This is a genomic window from Thalassobaculum sp. (assembly GCF_040219615.1).
Lineage (GTDB): Bacteria > Pseudomonadota > Alphaproteobacteria > Thalassobaculales > Thalassobaculaceae > Thalassobaculum_A.
Genome location: NZ_JAVJSE010000014.1, coordinates 223,400 through 238,719 on the forward strand (window position 1 = coordinate 223,400; position 15,320 = coordinate 238,719).

Genomic DNA, 15,320 nt, shown 5'->3' on the forward strand with positions numbered 1-15,320 from the left:
AGTTGCCCACCCCGGGCGCGCTACCGTTAACCGAATTTTCGGCATATGCTGGTATTTAGACTTGCATAGCACTGGCGACGAGGAGGTTAGATCCGTCACATGGCCCAAGCGAAAGCCGAGAACCGGCGTGATGACCCGAACTACCAGATCACGAACAACAACCCGATCGACGTGCATGTCGGCCGCCGCGTGCGCCTGCGCCGCACGCTTCTGGGCATGAGCCAGGAGCAACTTGGCGATGCCCTGAACATCACTTTCCAGCAGGTCCAGAAGTACGAGCGCGGCAGCAACCGCATCAGCGCTTCCCGGCTCTGGGACATCGGCCAGATTCTCGACGTGCCGGTCAGCTTCTTCTTCGACGACATGTCGGACGACACCGCCGCGCATTCGCCGCGCCGGATGAAGGCCGGCGGCGTGAAGGACGAGTACGAGGAGAACCCGACGGACCCGATGGCCCGCCGCGAGACCCTCGAGCTGGTGCGCGCCTACTACTCGATCAAGAACCCGAACCTGCGCAAGCGCATCACCGAGATGGTGAAGTCGGTTGCGACGGCGATTCCCGAAGAGGTCTGATCCTCTTCGCACTCGCACGCGAAACGGGCGCGCCGCATTCTGCGGCGCGCCCTTTGCTTTTCCGGGATCGATCTCGGGGCCGCTTCGGCCGGTATCGCGTCAGGCGAGGATGTCGACCGTCTGGCCGCGATTCGGGTCGATCGACGGTGCCGGGCCGCTGGACGTCGCCGCGGCGGCGCCCCCCGCGATCTCGGCCGCACCCTGGAGCAGCTGCGAGAACCCGGCCCCGAGCGTGCGAACCTGCTCGTTCTGCGCCTTTACGCCGGCGACGCTGAGCCCGGCAACGCCGCTGCTGATTCCGTCGATGGCCATCATATTTCTCCGTGCCTTGCTTGGGCGCCGGTGAGCTTATCCGGGACAGGTGAACAAGGTGTTAAGACGCCTCGCGGCAGAGTGTCGGCGATCGTCCAACTGCGACCAATCTGATCTGGAAAGGTACCATAATAATACGACCAAACGTATCGAGGGGCGGATGGCCACCCTATACGGAACATCGGGTGACGACATGATCGCCGACTTCGTCTCGGGGACCGATCAGATCGACACGGATGCCAGCTTTGCGGATCAGGCCGCGCTGGAGGCGGCGGCGACCGATGTCGGTTCGGACGTGCAGATCGCGCTGGGTGGTGGGCAGATCCTGACCCTCCAGGGCGTCGTTACCGCGGGTCTGTCCTATACGGACTTCTTCTGACCCGAGGCCGGGCACAAGCGTTGGGGCGGGCCGCAACCTGCGACCCGCCCCGACTGATCGTGGTTGACCGGACTCCCGTCGCGGCCCGCCGGAACCGGCACTGCCGCGCCGGTCCTAGACCATGAGGTATTCCAGCTTGGTGTGCTTCGTCGCAAGGGCTGCCAGGCGCGGGCGGATCGGCTTCACGCATTGGAGCTCAACCTCCATCTCGCGCACGTTGTTCCGTTCGCGGTGGATGATGTTCGAGAATTCGGAATCCGGAACGCCCTCGAAGCGTCGCTTGTCCAGGCTGAGGCGAATCCGGGTCGTCATCCAGTCACCCCGGTATTTGTAGTCGTTCTTAGAGTACACCGGCTGCTCGAAGTAGGTGAAGCTTCGGAAGAAGTACAATCGGACGTGGGTCGGATCTTCCCAGGCATTGTCACTCGAGCCATAGGGGACGCGCACGATCAGGGTGCAGCCGGGCTTTGCCACCCGGTGGAGCTCCTCCATGATGAAGAGCGGCTTATCGAGATGCTCCAGCACGTGGGACATCAGCATCTCGTCGAAGGTGTTGTCGGCGAACGGCAGTCCCTGCGGAGCCAGCAGGTCCGCGACGACATTGGTTCCGTCGGCCTGTTCGAGATCGAGATTGACCCAGCCGTCGATCGACCGGCCGCCGGCGCCAACGTTCATCTTGTTCATGGATGCACCCCCGCATCGATCTCGTCACGACTTTGCTGGAAGCGGGCGGCTGAGATCGGAGGCCTGCGAAAGGCTCCCGCCGCGCCGCGCCAGCGCCTGATAGTATATGTAGTTTCGCATCTTGGTCAGGAACGGATCGATCCTCAGGGAGTTTCCGCGCAGCAGGTACTGGTCACGGTACATGTGCCGGTCGTTGAGGTAGGTGTACCGGTCGCTGCGCTGGACCACGCGGTATTCGCCATAGTGATAGAATACGCTCTCGTACTCCTGCTCGGACGGCCGCATTTCCGCGGACCAGTTGTCGTCGCCGAGGTCGATCTGCTCGAACCGGGCGTTTCCCCAGAAATAGTGCCTGGTCTGGTAGCGCAGGAGAAACTCGCAGATCAGCAGGAAGTCGTCGGTCTCCACCTTGCCATCCTCGGGGCGGGCAGACAGGGCGTGCTGCGCGTCGACGAGAAACGAGGGAAGCATGCCCATTCTCATGAAGAGCGCATGGCGGAGGCCGATCATGCCGCGATAGCCGAAGGAATGGACGTCGTTTGGCGCGCGCCGCAACCGGTCGAGCGCGATTGCCGCGGCATCCGGGCGTGCCAGCTGGCAGTCGCAGTCCAGCAGTTGCAGAAATCTTCCGGTGGCAAAGGACGCGGCGGCATTGATCGCAGCCGCCTTGCTGAAATGCTCAGCGGCGGTCTCCCGCACGACGACGTTGGGATATGATCCGAGGCGGCTTCGAAGGTACGAGGCGGTGCCCTGCCGGTCGGCGTACACGGAGAAGACGAACTGGACACCGTCGGCGATGGCCGGCAGATAGCTCGCGATCACCGCGGACAGATCCGCCAGTCGGTTCCCGGTGGGGACCAGTATCGTCAGGCCGTCCGCCGCCGTGTCCGCGACCGCATCGGCGGGGTCGCGAAGATTGCCGAGATGTGGGATCGGATGCGCGAAGCGCCCGGTCCGGTGGATATACAGCGCGCGGACTTCCTGGATGTAGATGTCGAGGTCGCCGCCGAGCCGGGTATTCAGGCGGTCGTGCTGCTCCGCGTCCTCGTATGGCGGGGTATATTCCTCGCCGGTCAAGGCTGCGAGGAAGGCGGATTTCCTCGCCATTTCCCACGAGGTACCCGAGGCGCCGAACCGGATCAGGTCGCGGACTCTGTCCTGGCGGGAGGGGGTCGGGCGGATGATTGCGCGATAGACGTCGCCGATCCCCGGAGCGTTGGAAATGGCCAGCCTCGACAGGGTCGCAAGCCGTTGATCCCGGTCGTGCGGCGACATCGAGTAGCACAGGCCGTTCCAGACGCTGCTCGCGGGGGCCAGAACGGCGGCCCGGCGGGCGCTCCGAAAGGCGTGATCATCCCGGCCCTGGTCCTTGTCGAGTTCGGCTTGGGCGCCCCACAACTCGGGGAGCGCCGGACCGTGCAGCTTCAGATACCTGGCGAGGTGCTGGCGTGCCTCGTCGGCCTGCCCGGCCTGCCGGAGGGTTCTGACCAGCAGGACCGCGGACTCGACCGTCGCGAGTTCGACGCCGAGGTGAGTTCTGACGACTCGGGCCGCCGACGCCGCGTCGAACTGCGAGGCGACTTCCAGGTAGAGCGCCCAGTGCTTCTGGTTCTTGGGCGTCAACGTCACTGCGGCGCGCGCGGCCCGAACCGACGATTCATGCCTGAGCAGAGCGTTCTCGGATATCGAAAGGGACCAGTAGCTCGACGCTACCGTCGGATCCATGATCAGTGCCGATCGGGCTTGTCGACGCGCCCAGTACGGGTTGCCGATCGCACTCGCGATCTCGGCAATGATGTGTCGAAACCGGGTGTTACGGAGATCCAGCAGGATCGCTCGTTCGAATTGCCTTTCCAGGCCTGTCTTGTTGTTGCTCGCTTGAGATTGGAGCAAGGATAGGAACAGCCACAAGAGCGAAATCTCCGGTGACGTGAGTACCGCGCCTTTCTGAAATCGAATCGCGTCTGTTAAATTGCCGCGATTTGCATAGTACTGGCCAACAGCCGAAAAAATGCGACGTTGATCGGGTATTTGAAGAACACGCAGGCGTCGGAGAAGTGTAGGGTATCGGTTCTGGTCGTGCGGTTTCATTGTAAATGCGAGGAGTGCATTGGCAGTGCCGTTGGCCGGCGAAAAAAGCAATATTCGTTGAAGGAAATTTATGGCGTCTTGTAACTTTCCGGCGGATACGGCCGCTTCAGCCTGCTGAAACATTTGTGTTAAATTGAGCATCACATAGTCACTGTGATCAGGGAGCCGCGAATTGCGTAATCCCGACACGATATCAGAGATTGGTTGTGGTGAGACACCCGAAGTTCGCACAGCTCCGGCGCGGTCGGTGCCGCGCCCGGACATCCCACCGAACCGGTTGCGCAACCCGCAACCGACTCTCCGACATCAGCCGCCCGCGGTGCTCTCCGCCGGCGCGCCGCCGCCGGTGGGCGTCCCGTCGCTGTCGACCGCGAAGAACACCGGCAGCACCGCCTGCAGCTCCTCCAGCGGGATGTGGCAGGCGATCTGGTGGGTGTCGCTGTCGACCAGGACCGGCGGCCGCGTGGTCTCGCAGATCTTGCCGATCTTGCGGTGGCAGCGGGTGTGGAACGGGCAGCCGACCGGCGGGTTCACGACGCTCGGCAGGTTGCCCTCCAGCACGATCTTGCGCTTGTCGATCGTGGTGTCGGCGATCGGCACCGCCGACAGCAGGGCCTCGGTGTAGGGGTGGTAGGGCGGCGAGAACACCTCCTCGGTCGTGCCCTGCTCCATGATCTGCCCGAGATACATCACCACGATGCGGTCGGCGAGGTAGCGGACCACCGACAGGTCGTGGCTGATGAACAGCAGGGTGGTGCCGTGCTCGCGCTGGATCTCCATCAGCAGCTCGGTGACGGCGGCCTGCACCGACACGTCGAGGGCGGAGACCGGCTCGTCGGCGATCACCATGGCCGGGTTGCCGGCGAACGCCCGGGCCACGCCGACCCGCTGCTTCTGGCCGCCCGAGAGCTGGCGCGGCCGGCGGTGATAGAAGTCGCGCGGCAGCTTGACCATGTCGAGCAGCCGCATCACCCGGTCGTGGACCTTGTCGGCGTCGGACTCGACCCCGAACTTGCGGATCACCCGGCTGATCTGGCCGCCGACCGTCATCGACGGGTTCAGGGTGTCGTTCGGGTTCTGGAACACCATCTGCATCGACGCCACCTGCTCGCGCGGGCGTTGCTGCACCTCGGTGCTCTCGATCTCGTCGCCGTTGAAGGTGATGGTGCCCTCGGTCGCGGTCTCCAGGCCCATCAGCACCTTCGCGAAGGTCGACTTGCCGCAACCCGACTCGCCGACGATCGCCACCACCTCGGCCTTGCGGGCGTCGAACGACAGGGTCTCGTTGGCCTTGACGTATTTCACGCCCTCGCCGGACAGCATCGCCTTCACCGAGCGGTCGTGCAGCTCGTAGTATTTCCGCATGCCGTCGACCACCAGGACCAGTTCGCCGGGCTCGATCGGCTCGTTGACCTGGCCGGTGCCGAGCGGGGCGTCCCAGTCGATTTCCTCGAAGCGGGCACAGCGGGTCTGGTGCGGGTTCGCCGCGCCCGACACGTCGCGCATCGCCACCGCCTGCGGCGCGCAGACGCCTTCCCTGAAGTAATCGCAGCGCGGCCCGAAATTGCACCCCTCGGGGCGCTGGTGCGGCAGCGGCAGCTGGCCCGGGATGGCGACCAGCGGCCGGTCGTTCTTGTTGGCGCTCGGCAGCGGGATCGCACCGAACAGGCCGCGGGTGTAGGGGTGGCGCATCCGGGTGAAGACGTCGGCGATGGTGCCGGTCTCGACCGCCTCGCCGGAATACATCACGCAGATCCGGTCGCAGGTCTCGCGCACCAGCCCGAGATTGTGGCTGATGAACAGCTGGGCGGTCCCGAACTTCTGCGCGATCTCGGCGATCAGCTCGATGATGCCGGCCTCGACGGTCACGTCGAGCGCGGTGGTCGGCTCGTCCAGCAGCAGCAGGGCCGGCTTCGACAGCAGCGCCATGGCGATCACCACGCGCTGCTGCTGGCCGCCGGAGATCTGGTGCGGATAGGCGGCCATCACCCGGTCGGGGTCGGGCAGCTTGACGTCGGCCAGCATCTGCCGGGACCGCTCGTAGGCCTCCTGCTCGGACACCCCCTCGTGGATCAGCGGCACTTCCATGAGCTGGGCGCCGATGGTGAGCGACGGGTTCAGCGCGGCCATCGGCTCCTGGTAGATCATCGCCACCTCGGAACCGCGCATCTTCCGCAGTTCCTCGTCGGACAGGTGGGTGATGTCGCGGCCCTTGAACTTGATGCTGCCGCCGACGATCCCGCCGTTCGAGCCGAGGTAGCGCATGATCGCCATCGCGACCGTGGACTTACCGCAACCCGACTCGCCGACCAGGCCGATGCTCTCGCCCTCGTAGACCGTCAGGTTGAAGTCGGCGACCGCCGGGATCTCGCCGGCGCGGGTGAAGTAGGAGATGCAGAGATTCTCGATCTCCAGGACCGGCGTGCGGGCATCGTCCGTCATCGCTTCCTCTCAGTCCTTGATGGAGATCTCGCGCAACCCGTCGGCCAGCAGGTTCAGGCCGAGGACCAGCGACGAGATGGCGAGGCAGGGGTAGACGATCATGTGCGGGAAGGCCGGGGCCAGGGCGCGGTTCTCGTTGACCATGCCGCCCCAGTCGGGATCCGGCGGCGGCAGGCCGAGGCCGAGGAAGCCGAGGGTCCCGATGGTGATGGTCACGTAGCCGAGGCGCAGGCAGGCGTCGACGATCAGCGGCCCGCGGGCGTTCGGCAGGATCTCCACCAGCATGATGTAGACCGGGTGCTCGCCGCGGGTCTGGGCGGCGGCCACGTAGTCGCGGTTGCGCAGGTCGAGGGTCAGGCCGCGCACGATGCGCATGATCCCCGGCGCCGAGGCGAAGATGATCGCCAGCACGATGTTCAGGCCGGAGGCGCCGTAGGTCGAGATGACGATCACGTAGAGCACGAAGATCGGGAACGACAGCACGATGTCCGAGACCCGCGACAGCACGGCGTCCCACCAGCCCCGGAAATAACCGGCCGCCAGCCCCATGGCGATGCCGACGACGTAGGCGGCGGCGGTCGCGATCGGACCGTAGATCAGCACCCGGCGGCCGCCGTAGATGATCCGCGAGAGGATGTCGCGGCCGATCTTGTCGGTGCCCAGCCAGAAGGTGTGGCCGGTCGTCGGGTCGACCGCCCCCGGCCGCTGGAACGGCAGGATGGTGGCGTTCGGATCGAACGGCGCCAGCAGCGGCGCGAAGATCGCCGCCAGCGCCCAGGCCAGGACGATGCCGGCGCCGACCATGCCGACCGGGCTCTCGCGCAGCAGGGCGAGGCTCCTGGCGAACCGGACCAGCCCGGACTGGCGCGGGGGCAGCGGGATCGCAGCCTCGGTGCTTGCGGCCATCGCGCTCTCCTCAGCTGAACCGGATGCGCGGGTTCAGGTACATGTACCCGATGTCCGCGATGGTCTGGGTGCCGACGGCGACCAGGACCGCCACCATGGTGCAGGCCTCGATGACGAAGATGTCCTTGTTCAGGGCGGCTTCCAGCAGCAGCGACCCGAAGCCCTTGTAGGCGAACAGGTACTCGATGACGATCACGCCCGAGAGCAGCCAGTTGATCTGCAGCATGATCACCGTGAACGGCGCGATCAGCGCGTTGCGCAGCGCGTGCTTCATGATGACCTGGCGCTGCGGCACGCCCTTGAGGACGGCGGTGCGGATGTAGTGGGTCTGCATCACCTCGGCCATCGAGGCGCGGGTCATCCGGGTGATGTAGCCGAAGCCGTACATGACCAGCGCCGCGACCGGCAGCACCATCTGGGCCAGGTCGAAGCCGCCGATCATGTTGCTGACGCCGGGCAGCCAGCCGAGCCACAGCACGAAGATGCCGACCAGGAAGACGCCCGAGGCGAACTCGGGGATCGAGGTGGTGGCGATCGAGAACACCGAGATCGTGCGATCCTGGGGCGAGCCTTCCTTCATGCCGGCGAGCACGCCGAGCAGCAGGGCCAGCGGCACCATCACCAGCAGCACGCCGAGGCCGAGCAGGGCGGTATTGCCGAGCCGTGGCAGCAGGATCTCCGCGACCGGGACCTTGAACCGCGTCGACATGCCGAAGTCGCCGGTCAGGAAGTCGCCGAGCCAGCGCAGGTAGCGGAGCAGGACCGGGTCGAGGTAGCCGTTGGCCTCCATCCAGAGCCGGCGCTGCTCGTCGTTGGAGTAGGGGCCGAGAACCTTCTGGGCGACGTTGCCCGGATCGAGCTCGAGCACCAGGAACACGAGGGCGGACACCACCAGCATGGTGAACGCCAGGTAACCCAGTCGCTTGGCCAGGAAAATCAGCATCGCTCGGTTCGCCTCCCGCACCCCGCCTCCGGCCGGTCCGGCCGCAGGGGACGCCCCCCGGTGGCGCGCCCCTCAGGCACGCAATCGCATGTCCCGCGACCGGCGGGCGATGCCGAGGCACCGCCCGCCGACGCTTCGGAGGGTCAGGCGTCGAGCCAGACCTTGTGCCACTGGTGGTACAGGGTCGGATGGGTGACGTAGCCGTGGACCTTGTCGGTGGCGGCCGAGAACACCGACCGCCAGATCGGCTGCACCATGACCGCGTCGTCCTGGAGGATCTTCTCGACCTTCTCCATGGCGGCCTTGCGCTTGGTGACGTCGAGGATCGCACTCGCCTCGTCCAGCGCCTTGTCGAACGCCGGGTTGGCGTAGCTCGCCTCGTTCCAGGGCACGCCCGAGCGATAGGCGAGGTTCAGCACCATCACGCCGAGCGGACGGTGGGTCCACGACGTCATGCCGAACGGCGTCGTGGTCCAGATGCCCCAGTAGGTGGCGGCCGGTACCGGGTTGAGCTCGAGGTTGATGCCGGCCGGGGCGCACTGCTCCTTGAAGGCCTGCATCGCCGCCAGTTCCCAGGCGCCGGAGGTCTGGCCGAAGTCGATCTTCAGCGTGATGCCGTCCTTGTAGCCGGCCTCGGCGAGCAGCTTCTTGGCTGCCGCCGGGTCGTATTTCGGCATCGGCAGCTTGAAGTACTCGGGATGGATCGGCGACACGTGGTGGTGCTCGGCCGGCTGCCCGCGTCCCCGATAGGCGATCTTCAGGATCTCCGGGGTGTCCATGCAGAGCTGGACGGCCTTGCGGACCTTGATGTCGTCGAACGGCTTCTCGGTGACCTTCATGCGGCCGATGGCCGTCTGGGCGGTCGCCGCCTCGTAGACCTTCACGCCCGGCAGCGCGTCGTAGACGTCGAGCTGGCTGACGTCGACCTCGTAGATGCCGTCGACCTGGCCCGACGCGATCGCCGCGATCTGGGCCGACGCATCCTCGCCGAGATCGATGTAGTGGATCTCGTCCAGGAACACCTCGCCGCCCCAGTACGGGTCCTTGCGCTTCCGCAGGATCGCCTGGCTGCCGACCGTGAACTCGGCGAGTTCGTAGGGGCCGGTGCCGATCGGGTTCTTCGACAGGTTGGCGCCCATCTCCCCGAACTTCCGGTGCACGATGGCGGTCGGGTAGTTGTAGAGGTTCTCCGGGATCGACAGCACCGGCGAGTTCAGGTGCAGGCGCACGGTGTGGCTGTCGACCTTCTCGACGGCGCCCTTGGTCATGACCTTGGACATGACGGCCTTGCCGTCCTTGTCCTTCTTGCCGGTGTCGACTTCCTCGACCATGGCGGCGAACAGCCCGACGTTCGAGGAGCCGGTCTTCGGGTCGAGCCAGCGGGTGAAGTTGTAGACCACGTCGTCGGCGTTGAACTCGTCGCCGTTGTTCCACTTCACGCCCTTGCGGAGCTTCAGCTCCCAGGTCTTCAGATCTTCCGACGCCGACCAGCTCTCCGCGAGATACGGCCGGGTGACGTTGTCCGGGCCGGTGATCGTCAGGTATTCGAGGACGTGGCGGGCGACGTTCGACTTCTCGGTCCAGTCGAAGGTCGCCGGGTCGGTCATCTCCTGGACCTTCATGGCGAACTTGAAGGTGCCGCCGGGCTTGCCCTGGGCCCGGGCCGGGGCGGTCATGCCCTGGCCGAGGATCGAGCCGCTCATGGCGTAGGCGGCCCCCGCCGACACGCCGAGCAGCGTGATCGTCCGCAGGAACTCCCGGCGATCGACTTCGCCCCGGCGAAGCTGCTCTTTCAGCTCAGGTATGTAGGGGTGGTTGGCCCCCGACTTGCGCTTGTCCATGGTCTGCTCCCGTCTCCCGTTCGTTGTCGTTGTCCGCGCGGCACGAGCCCCGGGAATCCCTCTCCCAGGCGGCCCCGACAGTACCGAGATGATGGCCCAGACGCATTTTTATCGATCTTGCTTTGCGTCAACAGTCGACCCCGGCGTCGTCCCCCGCGCCGTCCGCGGAGCGACGAACACATCGCGAATCCGCCGCTGCCTGCCGGCGAAATCATTGGACGGCCATCGGGAGATGTCAATTTGTTATGGTAAATGGTCAATGCACCACGGCGTGAGGGGGCGCCGCCGGTGCCGAAGGTCCATTGCCGCGGGCACTCGATCTCCGCTTTCATGTCCTGTCTGCAACGGGGAAATCTGGCGATGACCGCCTGTGGATATCTGTGGGGCGTGCCGGCGCCGACGCGGCTGGCGCCGGTGGCGGTTCCGGCCGTCGTCGAGTGGTGCCGGTCGCGCCGCCTGCGGCGCCCGATGCTGGTCGGCGGGCGTTCCCTGACCGCGACGCCGCACGGGCTCGGGATCGTGCACGGGCTGGAGGCCGAGGGTCTGGCCGTCTGGGCCTTCGACCGTGCCGCCAGCCCCTCCCTGGTGGCGGTCGCCGACGCGGTGGCGGGCTACAGCTTCGAGAACTGCGATTGCGTGATCGCGATCGGCGGGGGCGTCGCGATGGAGGTGGCCAGGGCCGCGGCCCTGATGACCGCGCAGCGCAGCCCGTATCGCGAGCTTGCCGCCGAGCCCGGCGCCGAGGGCAAGCCGGTCGACGCCTCGGGCATTCCGGCGCTGCTGGCCGTGCCGGCGACCCCGGCCGCGGCGCTCGCCGTCGGCGCGGCGGCCTGGATCGCCGACGACGCCGGGATCGCGCGTCCGATCCGCCATCCGGCGCTGCGCCCCGGCGAGGCGATCCTGGCCGCCGACCTGATCGCCGCGGTGCCGTCGGCCGTCGGGGAGCGGTCGGCGGCCCTGGCCGCGCTGATCGCGGCCGACGCCGGCGTGCCGGATCCGGAACTGGCCGGACTGCTCGCTGACGCCGCGGCGGCCGCCGACCCGATGCGGGCCGCCCTGGGCCTGGCCGCGGCGGTCGAGGGTGCCGGCGGTCCGCGCCGCCGCATCGCCCTGACGGCGGCGGTCGCGTCCGGTGCCGACTTCGCGGCGACCATGGCGGCCCTGGCGGCGCCGGCATCGTGGCTCGACGGCGTGCGAGCGCGGCTCGGGCCGCCGCCCGGTGACGCGCCGCCGCCCGACGCCCGGATGGTGCGCGCCGCCCGCAGCGCCTGCGGGCCGGAGGACGCCGCCGACCTGGACGGCGTGGCGGCGGCGGCGGGGCTGGACGGGACGGACGCCCCGCGCCGGCGCGGCCGCCAGGGGCGGGTGGCATGAGCCCGGGAGTGGAGATCCGGCCGGTGCGGCAGGGCGACCTCGAGGCGCTGGTGCCGCTCAACAACGCCGCCGTTCCGGCGGTCAACGCCCTGCGGCGCCAGGACTTCGAGCGGTTCGCGGCCTTGGTGCCGTATTTCCGGGTCGCGGTCCTCGGCGACGCGGCGGTCGGCATGATGATCGCGCTCGGACCCGGGGTCGACTACGACAGCCCGAACTACCGCTGGTTCGAGCGGCGCTATGACGGCTTCCTGTATGTCGACCGCATCGTCGTCGACCCGGCGGCGCGCTCGGCCGGCATCGGCGCCCAGCTGTACGCGGATCTGGCGGCGGCGGCGCGCGACGGCGGGGTGCCGCGGCTGGCCTGCGAGGTCAACTTGCGGCCGGCCAACGACCGGTCGCTGCGGTTCCACGAGCGGCTCGGCTTCCGCGGCGTCGGCACCCAGGACACCGAGAACGGCAGCAAGACCGTTCAGCTGATGATCCGGGAGTTGGACGAGACATGACGGACAGCCTGCCCGCGGAGGTGCTGGCAGCGGTCGGCCGGATGGGCCTGCTGCTGCCGGGCGAGGTCCCGGCGGCCGAGGCGCTGTCCGGCGGCGTCGCGTCTGACATCTGGCGGGTCGACGCGGCGCGCGGGCCGTTCTGCGTGAAGCGGGCCCTGGCCAAGCTCAAGGTCGCCGCCGACTGGCGGGCGCCGGTCGAGCGCAATGTCTACGAGGTGGCGTGGTTCCGGGTCGCCGGCTCGATCGTGCCGGAGGCGGTGCCGGCGATCCTCGGCCACGACCCGGCATCCGGGCTGTTCGCGATGGAATGGCTGGAGCCGTCCCGTCACCGGCTCTGGAAGGCCGACCTGGCGGCCGGCGTGGTCGACCCGGCCGTCGCCTGGGCTGTCGGCGACCGGCTCGGGCGGATCCATGCCGGCAGCGCCGCCCGGCAGGAGCTTGCCGCCGAGTTCGAAACCGACGCGATCTTCCACGCGATCCGCCTGGAGCCCTATCTGGAGGCTGCGGCCCGGGCGCACCCGGACCGGGTCGAAGCGCTGGCGGCCCTGGTGTCCCGCACCGCCTCGACCCGGCTGTGCCTGGTGCATGGCGACGTCAGCCCGAAGAACATCCAGGTCGGGCCGCACGGGCCGATCCTGCTGGACGCCGAGTGCGCCTGGTGGGGCGATCCGGCCTTCGACGTGGCGTTCTGCCTGAACCACCTGCTGCTGAAGACCCTGTGGGTGCCGCGCGCCGCAGCCGACCTGCTGCTGTCCTTCGGGGCGCTGTGGGAGGGCTACCGGGCGCGGGTCGACTGGGAGTCGCCGGCCGCGCTCGAGACGCGGATCGCGACGCTGCTGCCCGGGCTGTTCCTCGCCCGGGTGGACGGCAAGTCGCCGGTCGAGTACCTGACCGGGGAGGGTGAGCGCGCGCGGGTGCGCGCCCGGGCCCGGGCCTGGCTGGCGCGTCCTGTGTCCGGCCTCGACGAGCTGCGCAGCGACTGGAGCAGGGAGATCGGCGGGTGAGCGACCGGATCGAGCGTGTGATCGGGCGGCGGGTCTGGGACAGCCGGGGCCGACCGACCGTCGAGGTCGAGATCCGCTGCGCCGGCGGGGCGAGCGGGCGGGCGATCGCGCCGGCGGGCGCCTCGACCGGCTCGGCCGAGGCCCTGGACAAGCGCGACGGCGGCCCGGCCTTCGGCGGCCGCGACGTGCGCGATGCGGTCGCCGCCGTCAACGGGCCGATCGCCGCGACCCTGGCCGGCCGGGCGGCGTCCGAGCAGGAGGCCCTGGACCGGGCCCTGATCGCGCTGGACGGCAGCCCGGACAAGTCGCGGCTCGGCGGCAACGCCCTGGTCGCGACCTCGATGGCGCTGGCGCACGCCGCGGCGGCGGCGCAGGGCGTCCCGCTGTGGCGCTACCTGGCGGCCGGCGGCACGCCGGGCCCGCTGCCGCTGCCGGAGATCCAGATCCTCGGCGGCGGCGCCCATGCGGCGCGCCGGGTCGACGTGCAGGACTTCATGGTGATCGCGGTCGGCGCGCCGGACTATCCGACGGCACTGGACTGGACCGCCGAGGTGTACCGCGCCGCCGGCGAACTGCTGGCCGAGGCCGGGCGCCTGCAGGGCGTGGCCGACGAGGGCGGCTGGTGGCCGGCGTTCGACGGCAACGAGGACGCCCTCGACCTGCTGCTGCGGGCGATCGAGCGGTCCGGCCGGATCCCGGGCGACGAGGTCGCCATCGCCCTCGACATCGCCGCCAGCGACTTCGGCCGGGGCGGCCGCTACCGGCTGGCGCGCGACGGCCGCGAGGTCGATTCCGACGGCCTGTCCGAGATGCTTCTGGGCTGGCTCGACCGCTATCCGATCGTCTCGATCGAGGACCCGCTGGCCGAGGACGACCTGGCCGGTGTGTCGGCTTTCGCCAAGGCGGCGCCGGTCGGAGTGCAGATCGTCGGCGACGATCTTGTTACCACCAGTGCCGAGCGGATCGCCGTGGCGGCGGCGGCCGGCGCCGGCAACACCGCCCTGATCAAGCCGAACCAGATCGGCACCCTGACGGAGACCGCGGCGGCGCTGGCCGCAGCCCGCGAGGCCGGCTGGGGGGCGATCGTCTCGGCCCGGTCCGGCGAGACCGAGGACACGACCATCGTGCACCTCGCGGTCGGCTGGGCGATCCCGCAGCTCAAGGTCGGGTCGTTCGCCCGGTCCGAGCGGATGGCGAAGTGGAACGAAGGCCTGCGGCTGGCCGAGCAACTGCCGAGCGGGACCGCGCTGCCGGAGCGGTCGCGCTATCCCTGGGGCCGGCGCTAGAGGACGAGGGCTGCGGGCGCATGAAGGTCATCTACCACTACGACGTCGGCCCCTGGCTGGCCGACCGGCTGGCGGCGCTGGCGGCCGAGCACGGGCTGGAGATCGTCGCCTGCGCCGAGAGCGACGACGACCGGTTCGCCGGCCTGCTGGCGGATGCCGACGTGCTGCTGCACAACCTGCGCCCGGTGACCGACGCGCACATGGCGGCGGCCCCGAAGCTGAAACTGGTCCAGAAGCTCGGCGTCGGGGTCAACACCATCGACCTGCAGGCCGCCGCGCGCCGCGGCGTCGCGGTCTGCAACATGCCGGGTTCGAACAGCCGGGCGGTGATGGAGATGACCCTGCTGCTGATGCTGGCCTGCCTGCGCCGGCTGCCGGTGTTCGACGCCCGCACCCGCCGCGGCGAGGGTTGGGGCTGGCCGCGCGAGATGCAGGATACCCTGGGCGAGCTGGCCGGGCGGACCGTCGGCCTCGCCGGCTATGGCTCGGTGCCCCGGCTGCTGGCGCCGGTGCTGGAGGCGATGGGGGCGCGGGTGATCTACTGCTGCCGCAGCCCGAAGGACGACGCAACTGGCACCTGGGTCGACAAGCCGACCCTGCTGGCGGAGTCGGACATCCTGTCGCTGCACATGCCGCTGACCGACGACACCCGGCACTGGCTGGGCCGCGACGAGCTCGCCGCCCTGAAGCCCGGGGCGATCGTCGTCAACACCGCCCGCGGCGGCCTGGTCGACGAGGATGCCCTGGTCGCGGCGCTGACGTCGGGCCGCCTGATGGGGGCCGGGCTGGACGTGTTCGCCGAGGAGCCGACGCCGCGCGACAACCCGCTGCTGGCACTCGACCGGGTGGTCGCCGCCCCGCATGTGGCGTTCTTCACCCTCGGCACCCTGGAACGCGGGCTGGCGGTGGCGATCGACAACATTCTCCGGCTGCGCGACGGGCGCGAGCTGGTGCACCGGGTGGCCTGAAGCCGGCGCCCATC

Annotated in this window: 14 protein-coding genes; 7 read left to right on the forward strand and 7 right to left on the reverse strand. The window is 68.7% G+C overall.

Translation table 11 applies throughout. The features are described 5' to 3' along the window. The first annotated feature begins 99 nt into the window (after window positions 1-99). A complete protein-coding gene (locus tag RIC31_RS10665) occupies window positions 100-573 on the forward strand; it encodes a helix-turn-helix domain-containing protein (protein ID WP_350106399.1) in 474 nt (157 codons plus the stop codon). A gap of 99 nt (window positions 574-672) precedes the next feature. On the opposite strand, the gene RIC31_RS10670 is transcribed toward RIC31_RS10665, so the two are convergent. Further along, entirely contained in the window at window positions 673-885 is a 213-nt protein-coding gene (locus RIC31_RS10670; RefSeq protein WP_350106402.1) for a hypothetical protein, read from the reverse strand. Window positions 886-1,078: 193 nt separating this feature from the next. Between RIC31_RS10670 and RIC31_RS10675 the strand changes: the two genes are divergently transcribed. Next, window positions 1,079-1,264 carry a hypothetical protein gene (locus RIC31_RS10675; RefSeq protein ID WP_350106405.1) on the forward strand — a complete coding sequence of 62 codons (186 nt, stop codon included), beginning with the start codon at window positions 1,079-1,081 and terminating at the stop codon, window positions 1,262-1,264. Between the two features lie 114 nt (window positions 1,265-1,378). On the opposite strand, the gene RIC31_RS10680 is transcribed toward RIC31_RS10675, so the two are convergent. The 6 genes from RIC31_RS10680 to RIC31_RS10705 form a co-directional block, all read right to left on the reverse strand. Continuing rightward, window positions 1,379-1,948 carry a class I SAM-dependent methyltransferase gene (locus RIC31_RS10680; protein WP_350106408.1) on the reverse strand — a complete coding sequence of 190 codons (570 nt, stop codon included), beginning with the start codon at window positions 1,946-1,948 and terminating at the stop codon, window positions 1,379-1,381. Between the two features lie 24 nt (window positions 1,949-1,972). Continuing rightward, a complete protein-coding gene (locus RIC31_RS10685; protein ID WP_350106411.1) occupies window positions 1,973-3,859 on the reverse strand; it encodes a glycosyltransferase in 1,887 nt (628 codons plus the stop codon). Window positions 3,860-4,345: 486 nt separating this feature from the next. Further along, window positions 4,346-6,481 (reverse strand): dipeptide ABC transporter ATP-binding protein, encoded by a 2,136-nt coding sequence (locus RIC31_RS10690; protein WP_350106414.1) that lies wholly within the window; start codon window positions 6,479-6,481, stop codon window positions 4,346-4,348. Window positions 6,482-6,490: 9 nt separating this feature from the next. Continuing rightward, complete coding sequence (locus RIC31_RS10695; protein ID WP_350106417.1) at window positions 6,491-7,387, reverse strand: ABC transporter permease; 897 nt, start codon at window positions 7,385-7,387, stop codon at window positions 6,491-6,493. 10 nt (window positions 7,388-7,397) lie between these two features. Beyond that, window positions 7,398-8,330 (reverse strand): ABC transporter permease, encoded by a 933-nt coding sequence (locus RIC31_RS10700; RefSeq protein ID WP_350106420.1) that lies wholly within the window; start codon window positions 8,328-8,330, stop codon window positions 7,398-7,400. 143 nt (window positions 8,331-8,473) lie between these two features. Beyond that, entirely contained in the window at window positions 8,474-10,171 is a 1,698-nt protein-coding gene (locus tag RIC31_RS10705) for an ABC transporter substrate-binding protein (protein WP_350106423.1), read from the reverse strand. A gap of 360 nt (window positions 10,172-10,531) precedes the next feature. Here RIC31_RS10705 and RIC31_RS10710 point away from each other — a divergent pair, with 360 nt between their 5' ends. Genes RIC31_RS10710 through RIC31_RS10730 form a run of 5 tightly spaced genes read left to right on the forward strand, consistent with a single transcriptional unit; the run spans window position 10,532 to window position 15,306 of the window. Further along, the gene (locus tag RIC31_RS10710; protein WP_350106426.1) at window positions 10,532-11,545 is read left to right on the forward strand and encodes an iron-containing alcohol dehydrogenase; all 1,014 of its coding nucleotides are present in this window, start codon (window positions 10,532-10,534) and stop codon (window positions 11,543-11,545) included. Then, window positions 11,542-12,048 (forward strand): GNAT family N-acetyltransferase, encoded by a 507-nt coding sequence (locus RIC31_RS10715; protein ID WP_350106429.1) that lies wholly within the window; start codon window positions 11,542-11,544, stop codon window positions 12,046-12,048. Before RIC31_RS10710 ends, RIC31_RS10715 begins: the two co-directional genes overlap by 4 nt. Beyond that, window positions 12,045-13,052 carry a phosphotransferase family protein gene (locus RIC31_RS10720; RefSeq protein ID WP_350106432.1) on the forward strand — a complete coding sequence of 336 codons (1,008 nt, stop codon included), beginning with the start codon at window positions 12,045-12,047 and terminating at the stop codon, window positions 13,050-13,052. Before RIC31_RS10715 ends, RIC31_RS10720 begins: the two co-directional genes overlap by 4 nt. Beyond that, window positions 13,049-14,338, forward strand: coding sequence for a phosphopyruvate hydratase (eno, locus tag RIC31_RS10725; RefSeq protein ID WP_350106435.1), 1,290 nt, complete (start codon window positions 13,049-13,051; stop codon window positions 14,336-14,338). The genes RIC31_RS10720 and eno overlap by 4 nt, the downstream gene beginning before the upstream one ends. A gap of 20 nt (window positions 14,339-14,358) precedes the next feature. Further along, window positions 14,359-15,306, forward strand: coding sequence for a 2-hydroxyacid dehydrogenase (locus tag RIC31_RS10730; protein WP_350106438.1), 948 nt, complete (start codon window positions 14,359-14,361; stop codon window positions 15,304-15,306). The last annotated feature ends 14 nt before the right edge of the window (window positions 15,307-15,320 follow it).